The organism is Brevibacillus sp. NPDC003359 (assembly GCF_042878995.1).
GTDB lineage: Bacteria > Bacillota > Bacilli > Brevibacillales > Brevibacillaceae > Brevibacillus.
In genome coordinates this window covers 68,428-90,862 of record NZ_JBIAOR010000015.1, presented here as the reverse complement: position 1 = coordinate 90,862, position 22,435 = coordinate 68,428, and the positions used below count along the sequence as shown (strand labels likewise).

Here is a 22,435-nt window from a genome sequence, read left to right as displayed (position 1 = left end):
CTGTTGGAACACGTACATTCAGAAAAAGGAGGGCGCAGGATGGCAAAACTCCTCGTAGTAGATGATGAAAAACCGATTGCAGATATTTTGAAATTCACGTTTGAAAAAGAAGGATATCAGGTCGTATGCGCCTATGATGGTGATGAGGCGCTTGTCGTGGTCAAGGATGAGCGACCGGATCTGATTTTATTGGATGTTATGCTTCCAGGCAGAGACGGAATGGACGTATGCCGAACCGTTCGTCAAACGTATGATGTTCCGATCATCATGCTGACTGCCAAAGACTCTGAACTGGATAAAGTACTCGGGCTGGAATTGGGCGCGGATGATTACGTGACGAAGCCATTTAGTACGCGTGAGCTGGTAGCCCGTGTAAAGGCCCATTTGCGCCGTAACCGCTCGAAAGTGGAAGAGAAGGATAACCAACATGTACTGCGCGTGCATGAGCTGGAAATCGATTTGAACTCGTATACCGTCGAAAAGGTGGGAGAAGCATTAGAGCTGACGCACCGTGAGTTTGAGCTGCTGGTGTACCTTGCTCGCCATCAGGGACAAGTATTGACGCGAGAGCATCTCCTGCAGTCGGTCTGGGGATTTGACTATTTTGGCGATGTGCGGACGGTAGATGTGACGATCCGTCGCTTGCGGGAAAAAATCGAGGATGATCCGAGCCAGCCGAAGTACATTATTACGCGGCGTGGTTTGGGCTATACATTACGCAATCCCGGCACGGGAGGCCAGCCTGGATGAGGCGGCTGTTCAAAACCGTTCAGTGGAAAATGGTCATCATTTACATGCTGTTGATTTTGCTTGCGATGCAATTTATTAGCGCCTATTTTGCGAGGGAAGTCGAGAGTTACTACATCAACAACTTTTCCGAGGCATTGAATGGACAAGCTAGTTTGTTGGCGAGTTTGCTGGAAAGCGATTTGCGCCCGCATGACGGGAAGGAATCAAACGCCGAACAAAATCGCCAAGACATCGACAACCTGATCAACAACCTAGTAAAAATCAATGGTGCGAATGTGCAGGTCATCGATCAGACAAGAACGGTGGTTGCGACGACGGAGGACAAAAGTACAATTGGTCAGCGGACCTCGCAGCCTGAAGTGACCGTTGCCTTGCTCGGGACGCGCAGTGAATCGATGCGGATCGATCCGAAGACGGGAGCGCGGGTAAAAGTATTGGCTCTCCCTGTAAAGGGCGATCAAATCGTGTATGGTGCAGTCTACATGATTGCGTCGATGGAGGGTACTTACGCGACGATTGGCAAAATGAACGGTATCTTGGGGACAGGTACGATGATCGCAATGGTCATTACGGCAGTGCTCGGGGTCGTATTGGCCCGCACCATTACCAAGCCTGTGAAGGAGATGACCCGTCAGGCACGATTGGTAGCAGACGGGGATTTTAACAGTAGTGTACGTGTCTATAGCGATGATGAAATTGGCCAACTCGGTATGGCTTTTAATCATATGACCCTGCGATTGCAGGAAGCGATCTTGCAGCAAGAAGAAGAACGTGAGAAGCTCGCGGGAATCTTGAGCAACATGACGGACGGTGTCATTGCTGCTAATCGCAATGGGCAAATCATTCTGTTTAATCGGGCAGCAGAAGATATGTTGCAGGTGACGATGGCTGACGTCCTTCTCAAGAGACGCACCTTGTATGAGCTGTTGGGTCTGCCGCCAGAGGATGAGATGTCGCTCTATGCGCAGGAAGAACCACTGTTTATTGAGATGACGCTGCCGAATAAGGAAGAAGTGATTCTGCGTGTCACGTTTACGCCCTTGCAGCAGGATAGCAAAAAAATGGGCGGAGTTATTGCTGTCGTAGCGGATGTGACGGAGCAGCAGCGACTGGAGCAGCAACGTCGCGAATTCGTGGCGAACGTGTCGCATGAGCTGCGGACACCGCTGACGACCATTAAAAGCTATGTAGAAGCCCTGCTGGATGGCGCAGTGGAAGAGCCGGAGCTGTCCCAGCGGTTCTTGAAAGTCACGTCGTCGGAGACAGAGCGCATGATTCGCTTGGTAAACGATTTGTTGCAGCTATCGCGTTTTGATTCGCAGGGAGTTCGTCTGCATTGTAAGGAAGCAGACCTCAATCGATTGCTTCGCTATGCAGCCGATCGTTTTTCCATGTTCAGTGAGCAACAGGAGGTTCAGCTCAGCCTGGATATGCCGAGCAAGCTTCCGCCGGTCTATATTGATCTGGATGCGATCAATCAAGTATTGGATAATCTTTTGTCCAATGCGATCAAGTATACGCCTCAAGGGGGCTCCGTGGTTCTCAAAGCAAGAGAGAGCCATAAGCAAAAGCGGGTACAAATCTCCATCACTGACACAGGAATCGGTATTCCCAGCCGTGATTTGAAACGGATCTTTGAGCGGTTCTACCGCGTAGACAAGGCGCGTTCACGCGGTCAGGGAGGTACAGGCTTGGGATTGGCGATTGCCCGCGAATTAGTACAGGCACACGGTGCAGATATCGAGATTACGAGCGAATGGAACGTGGGAACGACAGTAACGTTCTGGGTGCCATTTGCCCAAGGAGGAAAAACGGGATGAAGCGGATGTTAGAGCCTGCCAAGACCGTCTTACTCAATCTGCTAGTGCTAGCCAGCTTTGTTTTGACAGCGATGTTGTGGTCGAATCAACCTAACTTGCAATTTATTGAGCCGGCAGAGTACACGCAGTCAAAGCCGGTTCAGGAAAAACAACTCGAACAGCTCGTTACGCCGGAATCCGTTGTTTTTCACTATGGGGAAGATCGTCACACGAAAGCATCCGCAACCGATGCTCCTTATAGTTTGATCGTGCGAGAAATGTCGAAATGGATCTTTCTTGATTTTTCTCCGTTCACCATCTCCAATGAGAAATGGGAAGATATTGCCCGGGAAAAGATGGGTTTGGAAGTGCGCTTTCGGAGCACGGTTCCTTTGTCAATTGTAGGTCGGCTGGTAACCTTTCGGGATGAGTTTGACAACCGAATGAAAGGGGTTGACCGATTGTGGTTGTACTACGAGAAGGACGAAGATATCGTCTATGCGTTATTTTTGTCGACTGAGGAAGGTCGAATGATGCGTTCTCGAACGTCAATCAGCCCCAAGGATTTGCGAGAGTCGTATTTGGCTTCTGGTGATTTAATGCCTGAGCAAATCATGAAAATCGTCAAACCAGAGCGAAGCTTCGTAGATTTGGAAGGGCATGTGCCGATATGGAACACCTATTATTTGCCCAAGAATCAGATGCGCATGCAGCAATTCCGCTACAGCTATGTACCTGTTACGAATGAAAGACTGATCGAGTCCTACTTTATCGATCAATCGCTGGTCAGACAGATCATGGAGCGGGACAAAACGGTTATTTTTACAGATGGCAGCAGATCGATTCAATTGAGATCGGAGCAGCAGGCGTTTACGTTTACCGATCCGGCGTACCAACAGCGGGATCAGGAGCTGTCTGACGAAGAAAAAGTGCAGAGTGCAGTTACCTTCATGAATAAGCACTTAGGCTGGCTTGATGAGTTTCATTTTGAACGAATCAAGAAGAGCTACAATGAAAAAGACTTGATCACGTTCCGCCAGTACTTGGGGGCGTATCCCTTGATCAGCGAAGGGGAGGCCAAGCAAATCGATACGATCCAAATTACCTCTGAAGCAGGCCAGGTTGTGACGATGAGTCGTTCCCTGCTGGATTTGGATAAGTACATCGATAACAAAGAGTGGACGGTTATGTCTGGTCCGGAGCTGTATCAGTATATTCGCGATAAAAAACTGGCGGATACAGAAAAAATCACCAACGCTTATTTGGCTTACCATACCAAAGTAGGCGAAGGATACGTGGACCTGATGCCAATCTGGGTTGTGGAATTGGCGAATCAGGCGAACCTGTATATTTCTGCGCACACCAAACAGGGAGGAGGGAAGGCGCATGGATTGGAGTAGGACCAAGACGATTCTGATCTGGGCCTTTCTTCTCCTCGATTTGTTTCTCTTGTATCAGGTGTATGTGACGCGTATTAGTCTGTGGAATGACAAGGAAGTCGCGCAGAGTGAGAAATGGAATACAGAGCTGTACTTGAATCAGCAAAATATCACATTGGATACAGAAGTGCCGCAGGATACACCGGAAATGTCTAATTTGGATGCGGAGTATATCGGAATTAATCCGATTTCCTTGCATGAGATATCAGGACTTCAGGCAACGGTAGAAAAAATGGCGCTGGCTGCCAAGCTGAACCCACCGATGCAGATTCGTGGTCAGCTGAATCCTCAGGAGCTCCTGCGTCAAATTGGTCCGAGGCTGATTTATTCCGATCAATACGTAGCCGATCCGTATCAATCGAATCAAGCGCGCCTCTTGTATTGGCAGGTCTATGATAAAATGCCAGTATTCGTCGCTCCGTTGGAAATGTATTTGGATAACGGAACGATACTCGGCTACAGGCAGACCTTTTTCCACCTTCGCAAGCAGCAGGGGGAGCGACAGGTCATCTCTGGTTATGCGGCACTACGTTCTCTGGTGGACAAGCAAATCATTTCACCAGGGGAACGGATTGAGAATGTGAGCTTGGGTTATTACGGTTCTTACGATGCGGATATTCAGACGCTGGTGCCTGTCTGGCGTGTAGTTCACGATGGCAAATGGCATTTTGTCAACGCGATTACAGGAGCTCTGGAGCGTCCGATGGTAACGCAACGCTGAATGGATAGACAGCCTGGGAAAGATACGGGGAGAGGGATGTTCGGTGAGATTTAGTGTGTTGGCAAGCGGGAGCACGGGAAACGCCATTTATGTGGCAACAGACCGTGTTTCCGTATTGATCGATGTAGGCATTACAGGAAAGCAAGCAGAAGCGGCGCTGGATACCATTGGTGTCAATCCAGCAGAGCTGAACGCCATTCTCGTCACCCATGAGCACGTCGACCATATTAAAGGGGTCGGGGTCATGGCGCGGCGATATGGATTGCCGATTTACGCCAATGAAAAGACGTGGTCGGAGCTGGATGGGCAAATCGGGACGATCAAGGAAGATCAGCGACGCTTCTTTTCTGTAGGGGAGAAGAAAGAGTTGGAGGATTTGGGCATCGAGTCATTCGGAATCTCGCACGATGCTGCCGAGCCGATGGGCTTCTGTTTTTATCAAGGCAAGAAAAAGCTCAGTGTCGCGACTGACCTGGGGTATGTTAGTGATCGGATTAAAGAGACGATTCGTGGAGCAGATGCGTACGTGTTCGAGTCCAATCATGACGTTGAGCTGTTGCGTATGTCCCAGTATCCTTGGAGTATCAAACGACGTATCTTGAGTGATGTCGGGCACTTGTCCAATGAAGCGGCAGGCGATGCTTTGCTCGATTGTTTGACAGGTGGGGCAGAACGCGTATACCTCGCTCACTTGAGTAAGGAAAACAATATGATTGATTTGGCCAGACTGACGGTCAAAAACATCTTGGAGGAGCGGGGCTTGTCTGTTGGTAATGATGTACACCTGCGTGACACGTACCCGGATCGACCTACCAAGCTGGAAGAGCTATAGGATTGGTTTGATTCCGGCTTGGCGACTGGCAATGCGTTCTGTGAGTATCGCGTACGTATCGATATGGAACGTTAATTGTGTATCGAGCTCATTCATTTTGGCAGTCAGCTCATCATGTGTCAGGAGTCCTTTGGCTACTAGCAGCTCGATAAGGGCATGCAGGACAAGCGTATTGTGGTAGTCTACTTCCTGAAGGTCGGCCAGCTTGGCGATGAGGTGGACTTCTTTCAAGTCTATCAATCCTTTCAATTTGGTTTGGTAGGGAAAAGCTTTTAATCTATCATATCCGTGCTCTCGGAGAAATATTCCGGGAGCTTTTTTCTATTCCACAACCTTTCCATAATTCTCACGCCATTTTGCCAAAAGCGGGTCGTATACTAAGGGTGTCAAAAGGAAACAGACATCAACGAAATCAATCATGCAAACCAATTACGGCGCATGTCATTGTGTATACGAGTATCAAAAACCTGCAAAGCTAGTAATGGTAGAAAGTAGAAAGGGGAGTATGAATCATGGGTTTTTATGATGATTTAACTCATGTAGAGCGAAAAAAACAACGCGGTTCTGGCATTGGACGTATGGTCGTGACGTCAGTAACATCCGCGGTAATTGGGGGGATGGTCGTCCTGCTCACGCTGCCGACACTCTCCAATGCCGGATATATTAATATGGTTCAGCCTGGAACAGAAAATGTGCTAAGCAGCAATGCCTCTTCTTCTAACCCGTTTGCCAAACCAGTATCTGTAAGTGTGGGCTCTGGTACAGTAGATGCGGTGAAAAAAGTGGAGAATGCGATTGTTGGTGTAATCAACATCGGTCAGCGCAGAAACAGCTGGATGCAGAATTCGATGGATGTCGAGCAGGGCCAAGGCTCTGGTGTCATCTTTGAGAAAAAGGGCGGAAAAGCCTACATCGTTACCAACTACCACGTAATCGACAAGGCGCAAAAGCTAGAGGTCGCTCTGCCAACAGGTGAAAAAGTATCGGCGAAAGTGGTCGGTGCCGATGGTTACACTGATCTGGCCGTACTGGAAATCGACGGCTCCAAGGTTACGGACGTTGCTGAGTTTGGTGATTCTTCTACCCTACAGGTGGGCGAACCGGCCATTGCCATCGGGAACCCACTGGGCATGCAGTTCTCCCGGACCGTCACACAAGGCATCATCAGTTCCAAGGAACGCTCCATGCCAATGGACATTAACGAAGATGGTCAGGACGACTGGGAGCTGGACGTCATTCAGACAGATGCAGCGATCAACCCTGGTAACAGCGGTGGTGCCCTCGTAAACATTGAGGGCCAGGTCATCGGGATTAACACCTTGAAAATTTCCAAAGCAGGTGTCGAAGGGTTAGGTTTTGCCCTCCCAAGCAATGATGTCAAAGTGACCGTGGACCAGCTGATGGAAAAAGGCAAGCTGGAACGTTCTTACCTCGGTGTGCAGCCACTCGACTTGGCCAATGTGCCGCGCTACGAATGGAAAGAAACTTTGAATCTGCCTGACAATGTGAATGCTGGCGTCGTCGTGCAAACAGAAGTAGGCAAATTCTCTCCTGCGGGTGAAGCAGGCTTGAGACAGTTCGATGTCATCGTCAAGCTAGATGACAAGAACATTTCTAACAGCGCTCAGCTGCGCAAGTACTTGACGATGAGCAAAAAACCGGGCGATACGATGGACATTACGTACTATCGTGACGGTATTCAGAAGACTGCCAAAGTGAAGCTGACCGCACCGCCACAGCAGTAAGAAGCACTGACCAAGCCATTTTGCGGGCAGGCATGTGAAGGAAACAAACCTTGATGGGCAACTCCGGGATGCATTTTATCCCGTTTGCATAAATGCAGTATCTGAAGTTCCCCCCCTCTATCTATTTTTAAATAGATAATTCTTAAGAGCGTCGAGCTGATTCGGCGCTCTCTTTTTTTCGTTAGACGGGCTTTCGGTGGAGGAGAGAAAAAAGAAGAAAACGCTCAAGTTCTTGGGATACCTGCTAGGGGTTAAGACTGCCCAGCTCCATGGAAAAAAAGAAACCCGCGTCCAAAGTCGCGCAGCTACGTAGTGTCTCAGAGGTGGACGCTAAAGGCAGGTTTCATTTTTTCCATTGCGCTTCGGTTGGTATCCCAAAGACTTTCGCCGTTTTCTTCTTTTTTCTCTCAACAGCTTTAACTGTCCGTCGAGGATTTAAAAACAAAAATTATAAAATGCAGGGGCTTATGTTTGTAAACTCGTCGATGTCCTTTTGGGGGATTCATTTGTTTTGTTGCGGTTCTGGGGTAGAATAGGAAGCGACATTATTTGAACGGAAAAGAGGCATTTGATATGGACATGAAGTTGAAAAGCATACAAATAGAAGGCAAGGAAGTTGAGCTGTTGGCGGAATATCCGGTGCGGTTTGCTTGCATGGAGCATTTGGAGCAGGAGTTGGATGATTACGTAAACGATTTTGAGACGGCGCCGGATACGTATGCAGCGCAGGCGATTGAGGGCGATGGGGTAGACAAGCGTTGTCGGGAATGTGGGGAGCCTGGGCAGATTGCGCTTTTGAAAGAGAAGGGAATGTAGGGTCATGCAAATATCGATTATTACGGTAGGGAAGCTGAAGGAGAAATATTTGCGTGAGGGCATTGATGAATACAGCAAACGTCTGTCTGCTTACTGCAAGCTGCAAGTGATCGAGGTCAATGATGAAAAGGCGCCGGAAGAGATGAGTGCGGCGGAGATGGAGCAGGTGAAGCGCAAGGAAGGCGAGCGTATTCTGGGTCAGATCAAGCAGGATCAGTATGTGATTGCGCTGGCGATTGATGGGCAAATGTGGTCTTCGGAGAAGCTGTCTGCGGAGATGGACAAGCTGGCTTTGCATGGGCGCAGTCAGGTGGCGTTCGTGATTGGCGGGTCGTTGGGGTTGGCTGATCAGGTGTTGAAGCGGGCGGATGCGTTGTTGTCTTTCTCGAAGATGACGTTTCCGCATCAGTTGGTGAGGTTAATACTACTTGAGCAGGTTTATCGGGCGTTTCGGATTAGTCGGGGGGAGCCGTACCACAAGTGATAGTAAAGCAGCGGATCGAGCTAGAAGTACAGTTGAATCAGATAAGAAAGTAGTATTTACTTGAGAAAAGAACAAAATGACCGGAGGGGGCAGGGAAGACTCCGTTCGGTCTTGTAGAAAAGAATAAGAGAGGATACGTTGCAAATCAACGTAATATATAAATGCGCGTAGATCGATTACTATCCATGTTACTCATTATCTCAAAAAAAGGTACGGTTACAGGCAAAGAGCTTGCGGAACATTTTGAGGTGTCCATACGAACAATTTACAGAGATATAGAAAAGTTAGGTGAAGCAGGTATCCCAATCGCATCCATTGGTGGTAAAGGTGGGGGCTATTACATTATGGAAGGCTATAATGTGGACAATCTTTTTTTAAACAAAGATGAAGCTTCTACTTTCATGGCGATAATGAATAATCTAAGTTTTCTATTTGGGAAAAACACAACGTTTCATGATATTGTTTTAAAGATCGAGAATACGCTTAAACAAGAAAAGAATACAAGCAAGTTAGACATTAATCTGTCTCATTTCAGTATGGAAAATGAATTAAAGGAATACCTGCTTCTATTAAACAATGCTATTGAAAAAAATAAGCTTGTGGTATTCGAATATGTCAACAGAAGTATGGAATATTTCGAAAGAACAGTAGAACCGTTTCAAATTACATTTTCCGCCGGTCAATGGTATTTGGTGGGCTTTTGCAAAGAAAGAAATGACTACAGAAGGTTCAAGCTAGTACGGATCAAGAATTTGAAAATGGGTGAGAGCTTCGAAAAAAAGGATATCTCAAATGAAGAAATCCAGGAAATAATTAGGAATAGTTATCTTACGCGAGGTATAACCGTTACCTTAAAGTTTGCTCATAAAATGGGAGAGCAATTAACTGAGTATTTTCAAAAAGAGAAAATAACTAAAACACATAACAATCAATATATCGTTGTAGATCAATTTCCATATGAGGAGGGATTACTGAAATTTATTTTAAGCTTTGGTAAGGAATGCGAGATATTGGAGCCCTGTTATTTGAGAAATGAATTACAAGAATATATAAAAACAATATTGCTACCATACAATGACTGACATACAGGTGTCAGTTATTTTGTTTTATAGTAGGGGTGTAAGTAGTCCGGAAATAGCGTATATTCAAGGGGATGAGATAGTGAGCAATACAAGGATGAAACTCATGATAGACCTGCAAAGAATTGAGAAGGAACATTACCAGCTTCGTGAAGGTGAGCGGACACAGGATTTTTTAACTCTAATGCTGCAATTTATCGGGGATCCTCAACCGGAATTACGGGATGAACTGATCTATCCGACACTGTATACATGGATTTATGAAGAGAATCGGTTTACGGAAACGGAATTGAGCACTCTTCTGGCAATTCTGACCGATGAGCATCATTTGTTCTATCATATTGGTAGCGAAGGTGATCAGTCTGTTTTTACAAGAACGTTCTCTGTTCTGCCAGTAGCTTTAATAGTACGGCTTCACAGTAAGAAGCCTTTTCTGGATTATACTGAATTCCAGAATCTTAAGCATTCACTGCTCCGCTATTATAAGGAGGAAAAGGATCTGCGCGGCTATCTGCCTGAAGGAGGCTGGGCTCATAGTGCGTCACACGGTGCGGATGCTTTGCTGGAGCTGATCAAGTGCCCGGAGAGCGATACAGTGGTACAGCTTGAAGTACTTGCTGCTATTGAGGGGATGCTCCATAATGGGAAACAAATTTTTAGCGATGAGGATGATGAGCGGATCGCCAGTATCGTGGATACCATGATTGAAAAGGGTCTGCTTCCACAGCAGGAGATCGCTGACTGGATAAACGGCTTGACACAATGCGTCGACTGGCCGAGAAGCCGTATTCAGGTGATCGCTCGGGTGAACAGCAAGAACTTTTTGCGCAGCCTCTATTTCAGAAGGGGACAGGATAGTCGAGGGAATGATCTTGGAGCTACCTTGCTTGCCGTTGAGGCTACTTTAAACAGGTTTACGATAAAGTAAGTACAAATTTTTTTGATCGAAGACGAGCTAACAACACAGTGGCAGTCCTGAACACGAAAACAATATTCTAGACTGCCACGTTATATTGATCGATTCCGTTCGTTTAACGTACGTTTACTTCCTCTGCGTTCGATTTGGAGATTTTTATTTTTACCATGATCAATAGGAAAGCAAGCAGTGAAAACATAATGCCGCTCCAGATTAGTTGATGGATGCCCAAGTGGGAAATAAACCAACCGCCGATAAAAGTCCCTACAGTAATTCCAAGATTGGAAAATGAGACAAACAAGCTGTTGCCGAATTCGGGAGCTTCTTTCGCCTCAATCGTTAACCATGCTTGACTGACAATAAGCCCCCCAGAATGCACTGTCCCCCAAATGAATACGATAACAGCCATCGGAAAGAAAGAAGAACCCAGATAATAAGTGAATACGTAAGTGACCGCATAGAGCAGAGGATACAAGATGACGGTCTTTGTAATGCTTTTATGCAAAAAGCCCCCAAATAAAAAATTCCCGAAAATCATGATGATTCCAAAGGCCATCAACATGATACTGATCCATGACCCGTTCATATGTGTTACTTGTCCTAAATATTCAGCAAAGTAGCTGTACACAGAAAACATAGCTGCAAAGATAAAAATAACGGTCGCGATCGTTAACCACAATTGAGGTTTGCGTAATATACCAAGCTGCTGGCCATAAGACATTTTTTCCGTAACAGGCATGGAAGGAAGCCAAGCTAGTATTCCTACAAAGGCAATCATGCTTACAACAGCTCCAAATAGGAAAGCAGCTTCTAATGATATCTTGTCCGCGAGATAAGAAGTCAAAGGCACGCCAAAAGCAAATCCGACCGTTATTCCGGCGAAAACCTTTGTGACCGCTTTGCTGCTTTTTTCCGGAGGGACAAGTTTGGCTGCGGTCACCAAGGCAATTGAAAAAAAGACGGGATGAAAAATAGCAGGGAGAATACGGAAAGCTAGCATCACATCGAATCTGGTTGTGAAGGCATAAACAATATTTGAAATCGCAAAAATAAGCAGAGCGGTTAATAAAATGACTTTACGATTAATACCAGAAGCGAGTAATGTCAAGAATGGACCTGAAATGGCAACGACTAACGCAAATATGCTTACAAGCCATCCGGCCTGTGCAGTCGAAATATTGAATTTTTGAGTGACCTGAGGGAGAATACCGATAATCCCCATTTCCGTTGTTATAATGCCGAATACGCCTAAAGCCAAAATCATGATAAGCAAAGGGTTAACCTGTTTCATGTTAAATGTAAGCCTCCAATCATATTTATATATACAGAATTATAGATATAAATAAACAAAAAAAAGAACTCCTTTCCGTTTATAGTTTCGTTTTGATGTACTCAGAAAATTCCTGTATTGTCTTTTCGTTCCGACGATAGTACGTCCACTTCCCAATTCGCTCAGATTCTAGCAAACCAGCTTTTTGCATAGTCAACAAATAACTCGAAATAACAGACTGTGCAAGTCCCGATTTTGCCTGAATATCTCCCACGCATACACCAATCCGAAAATTGAGGCCTTGTTGTAAATAGAGCTTTTCATCAAAGAATTCCTCTGGATTCTTTAACCATTGCATAATTTGACTACGAGTCTCGTTAGACAACGCTTTATAAATCAATGAAGGTTCCATACAGATCATTATATCTATTTTTATAGATTTGTAAATATGAGGGTTATTTTCTCCGATGTCTCTTTGCTCAGAGGGTTGGGGTCTGTTCAGGTTCTCCTAATAAATTCGCTGTTAGACCTGTTAAGCTGAGTCTTATCATAAGTAAGCACAAAGTTATCCTTAATGGAAGCGTCAAAGAACAATTCAATGTCCTTGACGCTTCTTTGTTGTGGTCTTGTACCTGAGTTTACTGTGATTTTGTTAATGAAAGAGTGAAGTAAATCTTTTTGTGTTTCTGGGTCTACCTTTCTTACATATTTCGAAAATCCCTTAAGGATTGTATAAACCTTCTCAAATAAAACTTCTTTATATATTTATCTGACTTCCCGGAGACTCTTGCGAACCAAGGAGTACAAATTGAGAAGTTTATTGGTGAAACTGGGCAAAGTTATTTAGGATTGAGCCTTAGCCGATACCAGGGAGAGGCATACAGTTTCAACAAGGTTTCCCATTTTCATAGTATGATTATGTTGAGAAAAGATGGAACACGCGAAAAGGCGGGAGACAATGAACGAATTGCAGAAAGAAGCGCTGGAAGAGATGAAAACGGCGATTCATAAATGGTTTGACGAACAGGAGACTCGAAAGGACGCAGAGGAAGTGGTCTTACGCACCACGCTGCAAGTAGGCATCTTTAACTTTGTCATGCTGGATTATCGGCCAGGCAGGACTAGGGCTGACAGTTCGAAATCTCCGGGGAGTGCCGCAGGCAAAAAGTCGATGAAAGCTTCGCCCTTTACGCGGGAGCAGATATTGCATGAGGTTCAGCCCCTGTTGGCGGAAATCGTAAGGGAGAGGCTGGATAAGCTGGAAACGTCGCCGTTGATCAACTACCGTTTTACCTTCCAAGGAACCTTCGCAACGATGGACGGGCTTGTGGAATTAACGGTGCTAGAAACTGTATATGAAGAGAAAAAGCGGCAGCTTCTGGAGCGAATTCAGTCCTATATTGAGGAAAAACTGGAGAAGGGCTCTTACCCGACAGACAGGCGGGAAACCTTCTTTTTGGCGCGTCATCTGCTGGATCCGTATTTGTTCCCCGAACCGGAAGCCGCAAAGACGGTAGCTTTATTTGACCGGATTCAGGAGTTGAATAAAGAACGGGTTGAGGCTCTCGCGGAGCATCGAAGAGATATCATTAGGGCCTTAACTGGCTGGGCCGAGAATGTATTTTTGCCGCGTTACTATGACGTCACTCGTTCCGAATACAGGACCAATGAGTATGTGATCAAGCCGGATGCTGTTTTTGAGAATAAGGATGAGCCGAATCAGCCTATCGATCTTCTGTTGTACGGAGCGGTGATGATTATTCGTTACGAGCCGGACTTCAACAAATTCATGGGCCAGACTTTTCTGGAGCTGGCGAAGCAGCTTGGCAGCGGTAGAGCCGAGCGTATGCTGAAGGAGGGCAGCGACAGCTTCTCACAAGAAGACGTCCATATGCGCCATGAATTGGTCGAATGCAACGCTAACGATGTTTTTTCCCTCTTCACAATCGTTATTCGCAAGGAAGAAGCCGGGGCGTACGAGCGGGCGATTTCGTTTATTCTCTCCCTGCTCCGAAAGGACTTCCCGAAAAGCTACAAAATCAAGTTAAAATCCAGCGTGAGAGAGTATTTGCCCATCAAGGGGCTAGCCAAATCGGACACGCACCGTTTTTTTGCGAATGCTCTGGCTTATTCCGAGCTGCATCCTTTATTGGAGGAATACGCTCGTGAGGCGATGGAAGAGTATGAATGGTACGAGGATACGGAAAGTGAAAGAAGCGTAATGCCGGGCAGTTATGCTGTGTTCGGGCTGGGGCTTTCGTCCGAGCGGTATTTTCCGCTTGTTGAAGCTTACATGGACCTTGTGGATGATGAGCATCAGCTGGTGCATGACATGTTCACAGCCGTTTTTGCCGAAACCTATGGCATAACGGAACGCTCGACTCCCACTTTGATCGCCTGCCTGCTGCGCTCCCACGATTCGCTAAAGCTGAAGATTCAGCCGGAGCTGGAAAGCGAAGACAAGCTGTCGCTATTAGTACAGCAGATAGAGACTCTGTCAGATGACGAGGCCGAGTGGGTACTGTACCCGATCTGGGGCAAGGCGGAGAAGCTGGTTGCATTGGCTCGCAAGGCGCAGGGACCGCGCAAGGAGCTGATAATTCGTCTGCAAAAGGCCGTGGGTATAGTCTGACGGTGGTTCGGTGAAAGCTGCATTGATAAGTATGCTTTTGAGAGATTAAGCGTAGTTAAAGCCTATGACCCCTTAGATAATGAAACTATCTTATTTAGATCATTACAATGCTTAAAAGAAAGTGGGAGAAGAATGTGTACATAAGCAAATGGTGGGGAGATTTAATTGGCGGTTCCGATGATTCGCTAGCATTAATAGACTATTTAGAGCAATTGGACTCAACGGATGTGACGCTCAATCAGATTTTAAAGGACTTAGGTCTGGATGTTTTGCTTTCCGAGGGAGACTTGAAAAACGGCGGAAGTATTGGATTTGATATAAAAAATGCTAACGGCGCGTTTCGAGCAGAACTTGATATTGCCTGCTCAGCTCTAATCGATCTTTCAGCCATTGTGTTGGAATCTCAAAAATCAGGCTATGTCGATTTGCATGATTTGGATGAGGATAGGCAGCCGTGCAAACTTTATATAGATGCCTCCGAAGAAAAAAGGAACCTGCTTCGGGATGAATTGTACAAGTTTTCCCGTGATCCGCTGGCTTACGAATTAGCCGAGCTTGTTCCGGCCGGTGATATGAGAGAGCTTGCGGAAAAGGCAAAAATGATCGCAGATGAGCTGTTATAACTTTACCCAGCTCACTACAAGGCGACCGCAGAAGGCTTTCGGATATTTCGGTACATTTAAGGAAACACGTTATGATAGGCATTCATTGAACTAACGGAAATAATAGTTGAATCATCCTCCCGCCCCCCTATTTTTGAGAACATCTTGACCTGATGCCGCTACCCGGCGATTTGAACATTAGCCGGGTGCGGCATTTTTATTGTTCATATAGGTTGACAGTGATAATCGTTATCAATAATGTGAATATAGGATGTACAACGATCAATCTCAGGATTACTGCAAACTACTATTGAAATGAGGTATGCAATGTGAAAATCGACGTTGATCAGTTAGCAGAGCATTTAGCACACATTCCTTTTCAAGTAGAAGGAGTATACCGATATGCTAGAAATCCAGGTGTGCCTTACGCTGACTATACAGATTCTTTTCCTGGATTTGTGTTTCCACTTACAGGGAAGGTACAATTTCAATTTAATGGCACGCCTTATATCCTTTCGCCAGGAAAAGTTGTGCATGGCGGTGCAAAAATGAAACTAGCTCAAAAAATGTTTGGTAACACCAACTGGGAATATATTCTCGTCTTATACCGGATATGTAACTCAGAACTAGAAGAGTCAAGCTTTTCTCACCAGCATTTTGAATTATCAACAGGACAATCCCCTCGTCTGATTGAATTAATCATGCGTCTTTGGCATGTGTATAATCAGCGTGGAGGCCTTTCGATGTTTCAGACCGAAATGCTGTTTCGCGATGTACTGAATGAAGCCTTAGTATGTGTTGTTAATAGGCAAGATAGCTGTGAATCACATGCTTTATTCGAACGGGTATCTACTTATATTCACGAATACTATTATCAAAGCCTTACAATAGCATCGCTTGCAGAACAATATAACGTTAATCGAAATCGACTTTCTTACGTATTTAGAAGACATGCAGGCATGGGACCAGCAGAATATTTATTAAAATATCGTATAAACATGGCGCAAAAAATGCTATTTACAAGTGATGCACCTGTGCAGCAAATTGCGCAAACTGTTGGAATTGCTGACCCCTTTTATTTTAGTAGAGTGTTCAAGAAACAATTTGGTATTTCTCCTACTGAATATCGAGAGAAGTTCATCAATAATCCATGCTAATTTCAACAGGCATCCATTTTAAACGAAAAGTGACTTTACTATACTGATGGCAAGCCAAAGAAAACATCATGTCGGAGGAATTTCGTATGCACAAGATGAAAGGCTTGCTAATCTCCCTGCTATTATTAGCAGGCATACTAGCAGGTTGTAATGAAACACCTGCTGAAAATAAAGGAACTACAGAAAGTACATCTACATCAGCAGTTAAGGCAGATGCACCTGATTGGCCAAGAACATTTAAGGATGCCTTAGGTAAAGAAATTGTTATCGAGAAAAAACCAGAAAAAATAGCCTCGCTATGGTATTTTTATCCGGAAATATTAGTTGCATTAGGTGAGCCGCCTGCTGCTTCCACTGAAAAAGAGTATCTATCTTCTTTATCTTATTTAAATGGAAAGCTGGATTCAGCTGAAGAATTAGGAGATAAAGTGTCTCCTAATATTGAGAAAATCCTATCTATTGAGCCTGATTATATTTTAGCAACAGAACAACATGAAAAAATGTATGATTCACTAGAAAAAGTTGCGCCAGTCATTACGTTAAAATCCAAGGACATCTATGAAAATTGGCAATATGGACTCCGTACAGTAGCCGAGATTATTGGGAAAGAAGACGAAGCGGAAAAAGTAATTGATAAAATGATGAAAGAAATCACAACTGGGCGTGAAGCATTACAGTCGATTCAAGGAGAGTCAGTAGCTCTTATTTTGTCTTGGGATGGAAAAACTTTTAATGTTCTAGGTGAAGGAAATCCTGTCTATACACTTGCGTTTGATAAAGAAAAGGGACTGGGGCTTACACCAGATGATACATTTAAAGGTACTACTAATAAATTTACTACGTTTGAAGGGATTTCAACTGTTCAAGCAGACCACATCTTCCTTATAGGTGACATTACAAAAAAGGAAATATTAATGAATGACTTAAAGCAAAGTAAGGTATGGAATAATCTGAATGCCGTGAAGAAAGGCAATGTCTATTTAATGGATACTTCCGCTATTACTGGTGGCCCGTTAGCTATCGAATACGCTTTACAAAATATAACAAATGCCTTGCGTAAGCTCTAAATAATGCAGGCCAAAAATATATGGAGGGATTCATATGCATTATCAAGCTATTAATCTGAATGAGAAGCTATCTACATTCAACGATCTCTGGTCTCCGAAAGTCATTGCTGAATTGAATGACTATCAATTTAAGCTTGTTAAGATTGCTGGGGATTTTATATGGCACGAGCATCAAGGTACGGATAAGGTATTTATCGTGCTCGAAGGAGAGATGTTCATTGATTTTCGTGATGGTCAGGTGAAAATTTCCAAGGGTGAGATGTTTATTGTTCCAGGGGGAGCCGATCAGAAGCCTTTCGCCGAAAAGGAATGCCATATCATGTTGGTGGAGCCTAGAGACGTAGGAAACACTGATCGTGAGAACGTGAAAGAGGCAATTAATTAGGTATTTCCTGTAATTTTCCATGTCGTGTTATGATAAGTGTTCGATAAGATTTTGAATATAGTGCTATAAAAAATGAAAAACCCATATGAAATGATGGAGCGATATGGATGAGAGCGTATATACAGGCAAACAAAAGTGGAGAATTCTACAATGTAAATGCATTTATTGCTTTTGAAGGTTTCTCTTCATTAGGATGGGAGATCATTAAGTTTCATGATATTAATGAAGTGAAAGAAAAGAATCCAGAAGACATAGTAGTTGGCGGTATTGGCAACGTGAGAAGACGTCTTGAAATATTGGGGATTGAAAGAAGCCAAGGAGAGATAGATTATCCAGATTCTTTGTCTAGTTATTTTGGCAGGAAAATATGGACTACAACTATTCAACAGCTTATTGAGAATAAACAGGATTGGAATGTTTTTGTAAAACCGAAAGATATAACAAAAAAATTTGGTGGAACAGTGGTTAAAGACTATAAAGATTTTATAGGATTGATTGAACAACATAAGGACACGAATATTTGGTGTTCGGAAATCGTTGATTTTGTGACGGAATGGCGCTGCTTTATACGATATGGAGAAATACTTGATGTCAGGCAGTATAAAGGTGCCTGGGATTCAAAATTAGATTTACGTGTAATAAAAAGTGCTGTTAAGGATTTTATTGATGCGCCAGCTGCATATGGTTTGGATTTTGGAATTGATCGAGATGGGAATATGAAGCTGGTAGAGATCAATGATGGTCACTCCTTAGGGACTTATGGTATTGCTCCTATAAAGTATGCGAAGTTTCTTTCAGCCAGATGGTCAGAATTAACAGGGACGAAAGACTATTTAAGAAGCTTATAGTTTATGATGCGAACTATGCCTGAGAATGTTCAAGGAAGCTGGATCAAGCGGACCAGAGCGTTTCAAATTAGGGGAGGCAAAATAAAATCATATACTTTGACTTTTGCGGAGTTTTTAGAACGGTTGATCGACGAGCGCAATGGCTGACTGGAGGCTCTCCAACTATTAGATCAAGTCAATGGCGGATTCATTCGAAGCACGAATCGAGAACAATTTTATGAATGGTAAGCAGTTCAATTTTAGGGAGTCCCAGATGTTGGGGCTCCTTTGCTTTTTCATCCGCAGCTAGACGCGTTCTTCTAGATAGATGAGATTTCCGGACTGGTATAGCGCATAACAAGCCTATGTTTTTTTGAAATCGTTTTGTGAGAATCTTGTGAGTTCTCTCCGGTAGAATGTTATTGAATTTGGAAGAGGTAGGACAAGTTGGATTAGGCTACATAAGTTAAATCAAAACGAGACAGAAAAGGGGCTTGCAGATGGGTGATCAATATTTAGGCGAAATTCGGATGTTCTCTGGGGACTATCCCCCAAAAGGCTGGGCTTTTTGTAATGGGCAAGTAATACTGATCCTTGATTATCCCAACCTGTTTTCACTCATTGGCACAACATACGGAGGAGATGGGATTACGACATTTGCGTTGCCAGACTTGCAGGGAAGAATCCCCGTTCATATGGGCAAAGGTACTTTATCAGAATATAAATATGGACTAGGAAAGAAAGATGGAGCTGAAACGGTGACGTTATTAATGTCTCAAATTCCAGCTCATACACATGAAGTTAATGCGCAGTCGGCTGGAACGACTACAGATGCCGCGAATGCTTATTGGGCGACGAGCTCTATTAATCAATATTCTGAAGGTATGCCTAACGTTACTATGAATCCATTATCTATTAGCGCTGTGGGTGGGAATCTTCCTCACGCTAACATGATGCCGTTTCTGGCAGTCAATTTTATTATTGCTCTGGTAGGAGAGGTCTAGAGAGATACAAATTTATTTGGAGGGATTAAAATGCCAGAACCATTTGTTGGTGAAATTCGTTTGTTTGCCATGAAAGATGCTCCAACAGGCTGGGCTCAGTGTAATGGTCAGATTTTGTCCGTGAGAGAAAATGAGCTGCTCTTTGCTGTGATTGGCTCTAAATATGGTGGGGATGGGAGAACCACTTTTGCGCTACCCAATTTACAGGGGAGGGTGCCCATGCAATTAGATCCGAGGTTGGTTGGACAAGCACAAGGGGAGGAAATGCATACGTTAACCATAACGGAAATTCCTTACCATACTCATATTGCAAATGCAGCAAAGACAGTGTCTAGCGATACTGTGGGAGGGAATTATTGGGGTTCTGGTACCATTTCTTGTTATGGATCAGATAAAGATGTAAAGATGAGCGCGAATGCTCTTACTATCGTTGGCGGTAGTCAGCCTCACAGTAACATGCAGCCTTTTCTGGTGCTAAATTTTTGCATTGCAATAACGGGATATTATCCACCTAAAAGCTAAAAGAAAGAAGGGGAAAAAATGGACTGTTACGTTGGAGAAATTCGCCTATTTGCCGGTCAATATGCGCCTGTCGGATGGGCTTTTTGTGATGGTAGTTCCTTACCCGTGGCGAAAAATATGCCGCTCTACACCATTATTGGCAATAAGTATGGTGGGGATAACAAAGAGTTTAAGCTCCCTGATTTTAAGAATCGTGTACCCATGCATTTTGGTACTGGTAAAGATTTAACCCCGCGGCCATTAGCCAGTTACGGTGGGAATGCAACCGTAACTTTAGCGTTATCACAAATACCAGCTCATTCACATATGCCTAATGGCGTTACCCAACAAACAGGGAAAGAACCTGCGGGAGCGGTATGGGCTAATTCAAAAGCTAGATTGGGAGCGCCTGTATATTCTGTAACTACAGATGTAACTATGAATGCGAATGCAATTGCTCCGGTAGGAGGGAGTCAGCCTCACAATAATTTGCAACCGTATCTTGCGTTGAATTTTATTATTGCACTTCAGGGAGAGTATCCAATTAAAGGCTGAAGGATATCTCTGGTGGGAGGAAGTCGTGAAAAAGTCCTTATACATGTTTTTATGCTTTTTGATTTTCATGCTAAATTTTCAAGATGTTCATGCGAGTTCAACAGAATTAATAAAGCATCCGGCTTTAGACGGAACATGGGATAGTACGGGGTATAATCCTGATTTGGAAGATAACTGGGTTGGTTATTCAGGAAGCTATGGAAAGCAACGGACATACATTCAATACGATTTATCGGATATCTCTGAAGGTTTTACAGAGGCGAAGTTACATCTTCAAGTAACAGAATATCAAGACTTAAACCCAACTGATGGAGCCGTTCCATTCATTAAAGTGGTTGGCTCTAGTAAAAATTTGAAAAGCGGCGGCTTTTATGAACCGAACCCAGGTGACCCTGTTTTGAATCCGACAGACATGAGTATTATGAAGGGGCAAGAGAAGGTTATTGATGTAACGGCTTTTGTTCAAAATAGGATGGAGCTCGACAAAATAGTAACTTTTACATTAATTGGTGATGAAGTAGTACCGAATGTACAAGCTAGTATAGGTGGGAAAACTTCTCCTGATGTTTCAAAGCGACCCAAACTAGTTATAAAAACTGGCGTAGTCACTGAAATTACAGCAGTAACGAATCCGACAGCGATCGCGGGTCTTACAAATGGAACAGCGAAAAGTGCGACTGCGCTGGGTTTGCCGTCTCAAGTGGAAGTCACATTGAGTGATAACACTAAAAAGATAGTGGACGTAATTTGGGACGTAGCAAGTACGACGTATGATCCGATGAAGAAAACGTCACAAACCTTCACAGTAATAGGAACATTAAGTAATTTGCCGGCTAATGTGAAAAACAAAAATAACAAAACGGCAAGCATCAGCGTAACGGTAGATGCAGAAGTACCGAAAACAAAGGACATCATCTCGGTAGCTACTTTGCCAGCGAAAACAGGTCTAGTAAATGGAACCGAGAAAACAGAAGCAGCACTAGCTCTACCCATGGAAGTGGATGTCACATTAGATGATAACAGCACAACCAATGTAGATATCATCTGGGATATCGCAAGTGCAACATATGATCCGGCGAAGAAGACGAAACAAACCTTTACGGTAGAAGGTATTTTGACGCCACTGCCTGCAAACGTGACGAATACCACCGACAAAAAAGCGAGCATTAGCGTAACGGTAGATGCAGAAGTACCGAAAACAAAGGACATCATCTCGGTAGCTACTTTGCCAGCGAAAACAGGTCTAGTAAATGGCACGGATAAGACAGTAGCAGCGCTAGGGTTACCTGTAGAAGTGGATGTCACATTAGATGATAACAGCACAAGCAATGTAGATATCAACTGGGATCTTGCGAGTACAACATATGATCCAACAAAGAAGACAAAACAAACGTTTACCGTAGAAGGCACCTTAACGCCACTGCCAGCAAACGTGACGAATACCACCGACAAAAAAGCGAGCATTAGCGTAACGGTAGATGCAGAAGTGCCGAAAACAAAGGACATCATCTCGGTAGCGACTTTGCCAGCGAAAACAGGTCTAGCAAATGGAACCGAGAAAACAGAAGCAGCACTAGCTCTACCCATGGAAGTGGATGTTACATTAGACGATAACAGTACAACCAATGTAGATATCATTTGGGATCTCGCAAGTGCAGCATATGATCCGGCGAAGAAGACGAAACAAACCTTTACGGTAGAAGGTACTTTGACGCCACTGCCAGCAAACGTGACGAATACCACCGACAAAAAAGCGAGCATTAGCGTAACGGTAGATGCAGAAGTGCCGAAAACAAAGGACATCATCTCGGTAGCGACTTTGCCAGCGAAAACAGGTCTAGCAAATGGCACGGA

23 protein-coding genes are annotated in these 22,435 nt (G+C 44.4%); 20 read left to right on the top strand and 3 right to left on the bottom strand.

Going from position 1 to position 22,435, the window contains the following annotated elements; translation table 11 throughout:
• The first annotated feature begins 39 nt into the window (after positions 1 to 39).
• From yycF to ACFYU8_RS25705, 5 genes are read left to right on the top strand one after another with little or no spacing between them, the layout of a single operon-like run.
• Positions 40 to 750 carry a response regulator YycF gene (yycF, locus tag ACFYU8_RS25725; protein WP_390305194.1) on the top strand — a complete coding sequence of 237 codons (711 nt, stop codon included), beginning with the start codon at positions 40 to 42 and terminating at the stop codon, positions 748 to 750.
• Positions 747 to 2,570, top strand: coding sequence for a cell wall metabolism sensor histidine kinase WalK (gene walK / locus ACFYU8_RS25720; RefSeq protein ID WP_390305192.1), 1,824 nt, complete (start codon positions 747 to 749; stop codon positions 2,568 to 2,570). The genes yycF and walK overlap by 4 nt, the downstream gene beginning before the upstream one ends.
• A complete protein-coding gene (locus ACFYU8_RS25715) occupies positions 2,567 to 3,949 on the top strand; it encodes a YycH family regulatory protein (RefSeq protein WP_390305190.1) in 1,383 nt (460 codons plus the stop codon). The genes walK and ACFYU8_RS25715 overlap by 4 nt, the downstream gene beginning before the upstream one ends.
• Positions 3,936 to 4,709, top strand: coding sequence for a two-component system regulatory protein YycI (locus tag ACFYU8_RS25710; protein ID WP_390305188.1), 774 nt, complete (start codon positions 3,936 to 3,938; stop codon positions 4,707 to 4,709). The genes ACFYU8_RS25715 and ACFYU8_RS25710 overlap by 14 nt, the downstream gene beginning before the upstream one ends.
• A gap of 43 nt (positions 4,710 to 4,752) precedes the next feature.
• Positions 4,753 to 5,541 (top strand): MBL fold metallo-hydrolase, encoded by a 789-nt coding sequence (locus tag ACFYU8_RS25705; RefSeq protein ID WP_390305186.1) that lies wholly within the window; start codon positions 4,753 to 4,755, stop codon positions 5,539 to 5,541.
• Here the strand turns inward: ACFYU8_RS25705 and ACFYU8_RS25700 are convergent.
• Complete coding sequence (locus ACFYU8_RS25700; protein WP_390305183.1) at positions 5,536 to 5,772, bottom strand: hypothetical protein; 237 nt, start codon at positions 5,770 to 5,772, stop codon at positions 5,536 to 5,538. The two genes, ACFYU8_RS25705 and ACFYU8_RS25700, sit on opposite strands and share 6 nt — an antisense overlap.
• 281 nt (positions 5,773 to 6,053) lie before the next feature.
• On the opposite strand from ACFYU8_RS25700, the gene ACFYU8_RS25695 reads away from it, so the two are divergent.
• From ACFYU8_RS25695 to ACFYU8_RS25675, 5 genes are all read left to right on the top strand, one after another.
• Positions 6,054 to 7,286, top strand: a complete 1,233-nt coding sequence (locus tag ACFYU8_RS25695) for a S1C family serine protease (RefSeq protein WP_390305181.1) — start codon at positions 6,054 to 6,056, stop codon at positions 7,284 to 7,286.
• Between the two features lie 573 nt (positions 7,287 to 7,859).
• Positions 7,860 to 8,102, top strand: coding sequence for a CxxH/CxxC protein (locus tag ACFYU8_RS25690; protein WP_390305179.1), 243 nt, complete (start codon positions 7,860 to 7,862; stop codon positions 8,100 to 8,102).
• A gap of 4 nt (positions 8,103 to 8,106) precedes the next feature.
• Positions 8,107 to 8,586, top strand: coding sequence for a 23S rRNA (pseudouridine(1915)-N(3))-methyltransferase RlmH (gene rlmH, locus ACFYU8_RS25685; protein WP_390305177.1), 480 nt, complete (start codon positions 8,107 to 8,109; stop codon positions 8,584 to 8,586).
• Between the two features lie 161 nt (positions 8,587 to 8,747).
• Complete coding sequence (locus ACFYU8_RS25680; protein WP_391365912.1) at positions 8,748 to 9,668, top strand: helix-turn-helix transcriptional regulator; 921 nt, start codon at positions 8,748 to 8,750, stop codon at positions 9,666 to 9,668.
• A gap of 79 nt (positions 9,669 to 9,747) precedes the next feature.
• Positions 9,748 to 10,593 (top strand): DUF2785 domain-containing protein, encoded by an 846-nt coding sequence (locus ACFYU8_RS25675; RefSeq protein WP_390305173.1) that lies wholly within the window; start codon positions 9,748 to 9,750, stop codon positions 10,591 to 10,593.
• Between the two features lie 103 nt (positions 10,594 to 10,696).
• On the opposite strand, the gene ACFYU8_RS25670 is transcribed toward ACFYU8_RS25675, so the two are convergent.
• Both ACFYU8_RS25670 and ACFYU8_RS25665 read right to left on the bottom strand, forming a co-directional pair.
• A complete protein-coding gene (locus tag ACFYU8_RS25670) occupies positions 10,697 to 11,872 on the bottom strand; it encodes an MFS transporter (RefSeq protein WP_390305171.1) in 1,176 nt (391 codons plus the stop codon).
• A 79-nt stretch (positions 11,873 to 11,951) separates the two neighbouring features.
• Positions 11,952 to 12,263 carry an ArsR/SmtB family transcription factor gene (locus tag ACFYU8_RS25665; protein WP_390305169.1) on the bottom strand — a complete coding sequence of 104 codons (312 nt, stop codon included), beginning with the start codon at positions 12,261 to 12,263 and terminating at the stop codon, positions 11,952 to 11,954.
• A 546-nt stretch (positions 12,264 to 12,809) separates the two neighbouring features.
• Between ACFYU8_RS25665 and ACFYU8_RS25660 the strand changes: the two genes are divergently transcribed.
• The 10 genes from ACFYU8_RS25660 to ACFYU8_RS25615 all read left to right on the top strand — a co-directional run.
• On the top strand, positions 12,810 to 14,483 hold the full coding sequence (locus ACFYU8_RS25660) for a DUF6138 family protein (protein ID WP_390305167.1): 1,674 nt from the start codon (positions 12,810 to 12,812) through the stop codon (positions 14,481 to 14,483).
• Positions 14,484 to 14,617: 134 nt separating this feature from the next.
• Complete coding sequence (locus ACFYU8_RS25655; protein ID WP_390305165.1) at positions 14,618 to 15,106, top strand: imm68 putative immunity domain-containing protein; 489 nt, start codon at positions 14,618 to 14,620, stop codon at positions 15,104 to 15,106.
• A 308-nt stretch (positions 15,107 to 15,414) separates the two neighbouring features.
• A complete protein-coding gene (locus ACFYU8_RS25650; protein WP_390305163.1) occupies positions 15,415 to 16,242 on the top strand; it encodes a helix-turn-helix transcriptional regulator in 828 nt (275 codons plus the stop codon).
• A gap of 86 nt (positions 16,243 to 16,328) precedes the next feature.
• Positions 16,329 to 17,309, top strand: coding sequence for an ABC transporter substrate-binding protein (locus tag ACFYU8_RS25645; protein WP_390305161.1), 981 nt, complete (start codon positions 16,329 to 16,331; stop codon positions 17,307 to 17,309).
• Positions 17,310 to 17,343: 34 nt separating this feature from the next.
• The gene (locus tag ACFYU8_RS25640; protein ID WP_390305159.1) at positions 17,344 to 17,694 is read left to right on the top strand and encodes a cupin domain-containing protein; all 351 of its coding nucleotides are present in this window, start codon (positions 17,344 to 17,346) and stop codon (positions 17,692 to 17,694) included.
• Positions 17,695 to 17,801: 107 nt separating this feature from the next.
• Positions 17,802 to 18,542, top strand: coding sequence for an ATP-grasp domain-containing protein (locus ACFYU8_RS25635; RefSeq protein WP_390305157.1), 741 nt, complete (start codon positions 17,802 to 17,804; stop codon positions 18,540 to 18,542).
• Positions 18,543 to 19,021: 479 nt separating this feature from the next.
• A complete protein-coding gene (locus ACFYU8_RS25630; RefSeq protein ID WP_390305155.1) occupies positions 19,022 to 19,525 on the top strand; it encodes a phage tail protein in 504 nt (167 codons plus the stop codon).
• Between the two features lie 30 nt (positions 19,526 to 19,555).
• Positions 19,556 to 20,047, top strand: a complete 492-nt coding sequence (locus ACFYU8_RS25625) for a phage tail protein (RefSeq protein WP_390305153.1) — start codon at positions 19,556 to 19,558, stop codon at positions 20,045 to 20,047.
• Positions 20,048 to 20,065: 18 nt separating this feature from the next.
• Positions 20,066 to 20,581: a phage tail protein gene (locus ACFYU8_RS25620; protein WP_390305151.1), complete on the top strand. Its 516-nt coding sequence runs from the start codon at positions 20,066 to 20,068 to the stop codon at positions 20,579 to 20,581.
• A 25-nt stretch (positions 20,582 to 20,606) separates the two neighbouring features.
• On the top strand, positions 20,607 to 22,435 hold a 1,829-nt coding region (locus ACFYU8_RS25615; protein ID WP_390305149.1), incomplete at its 3' end, for an Ig-like domain-containing protein.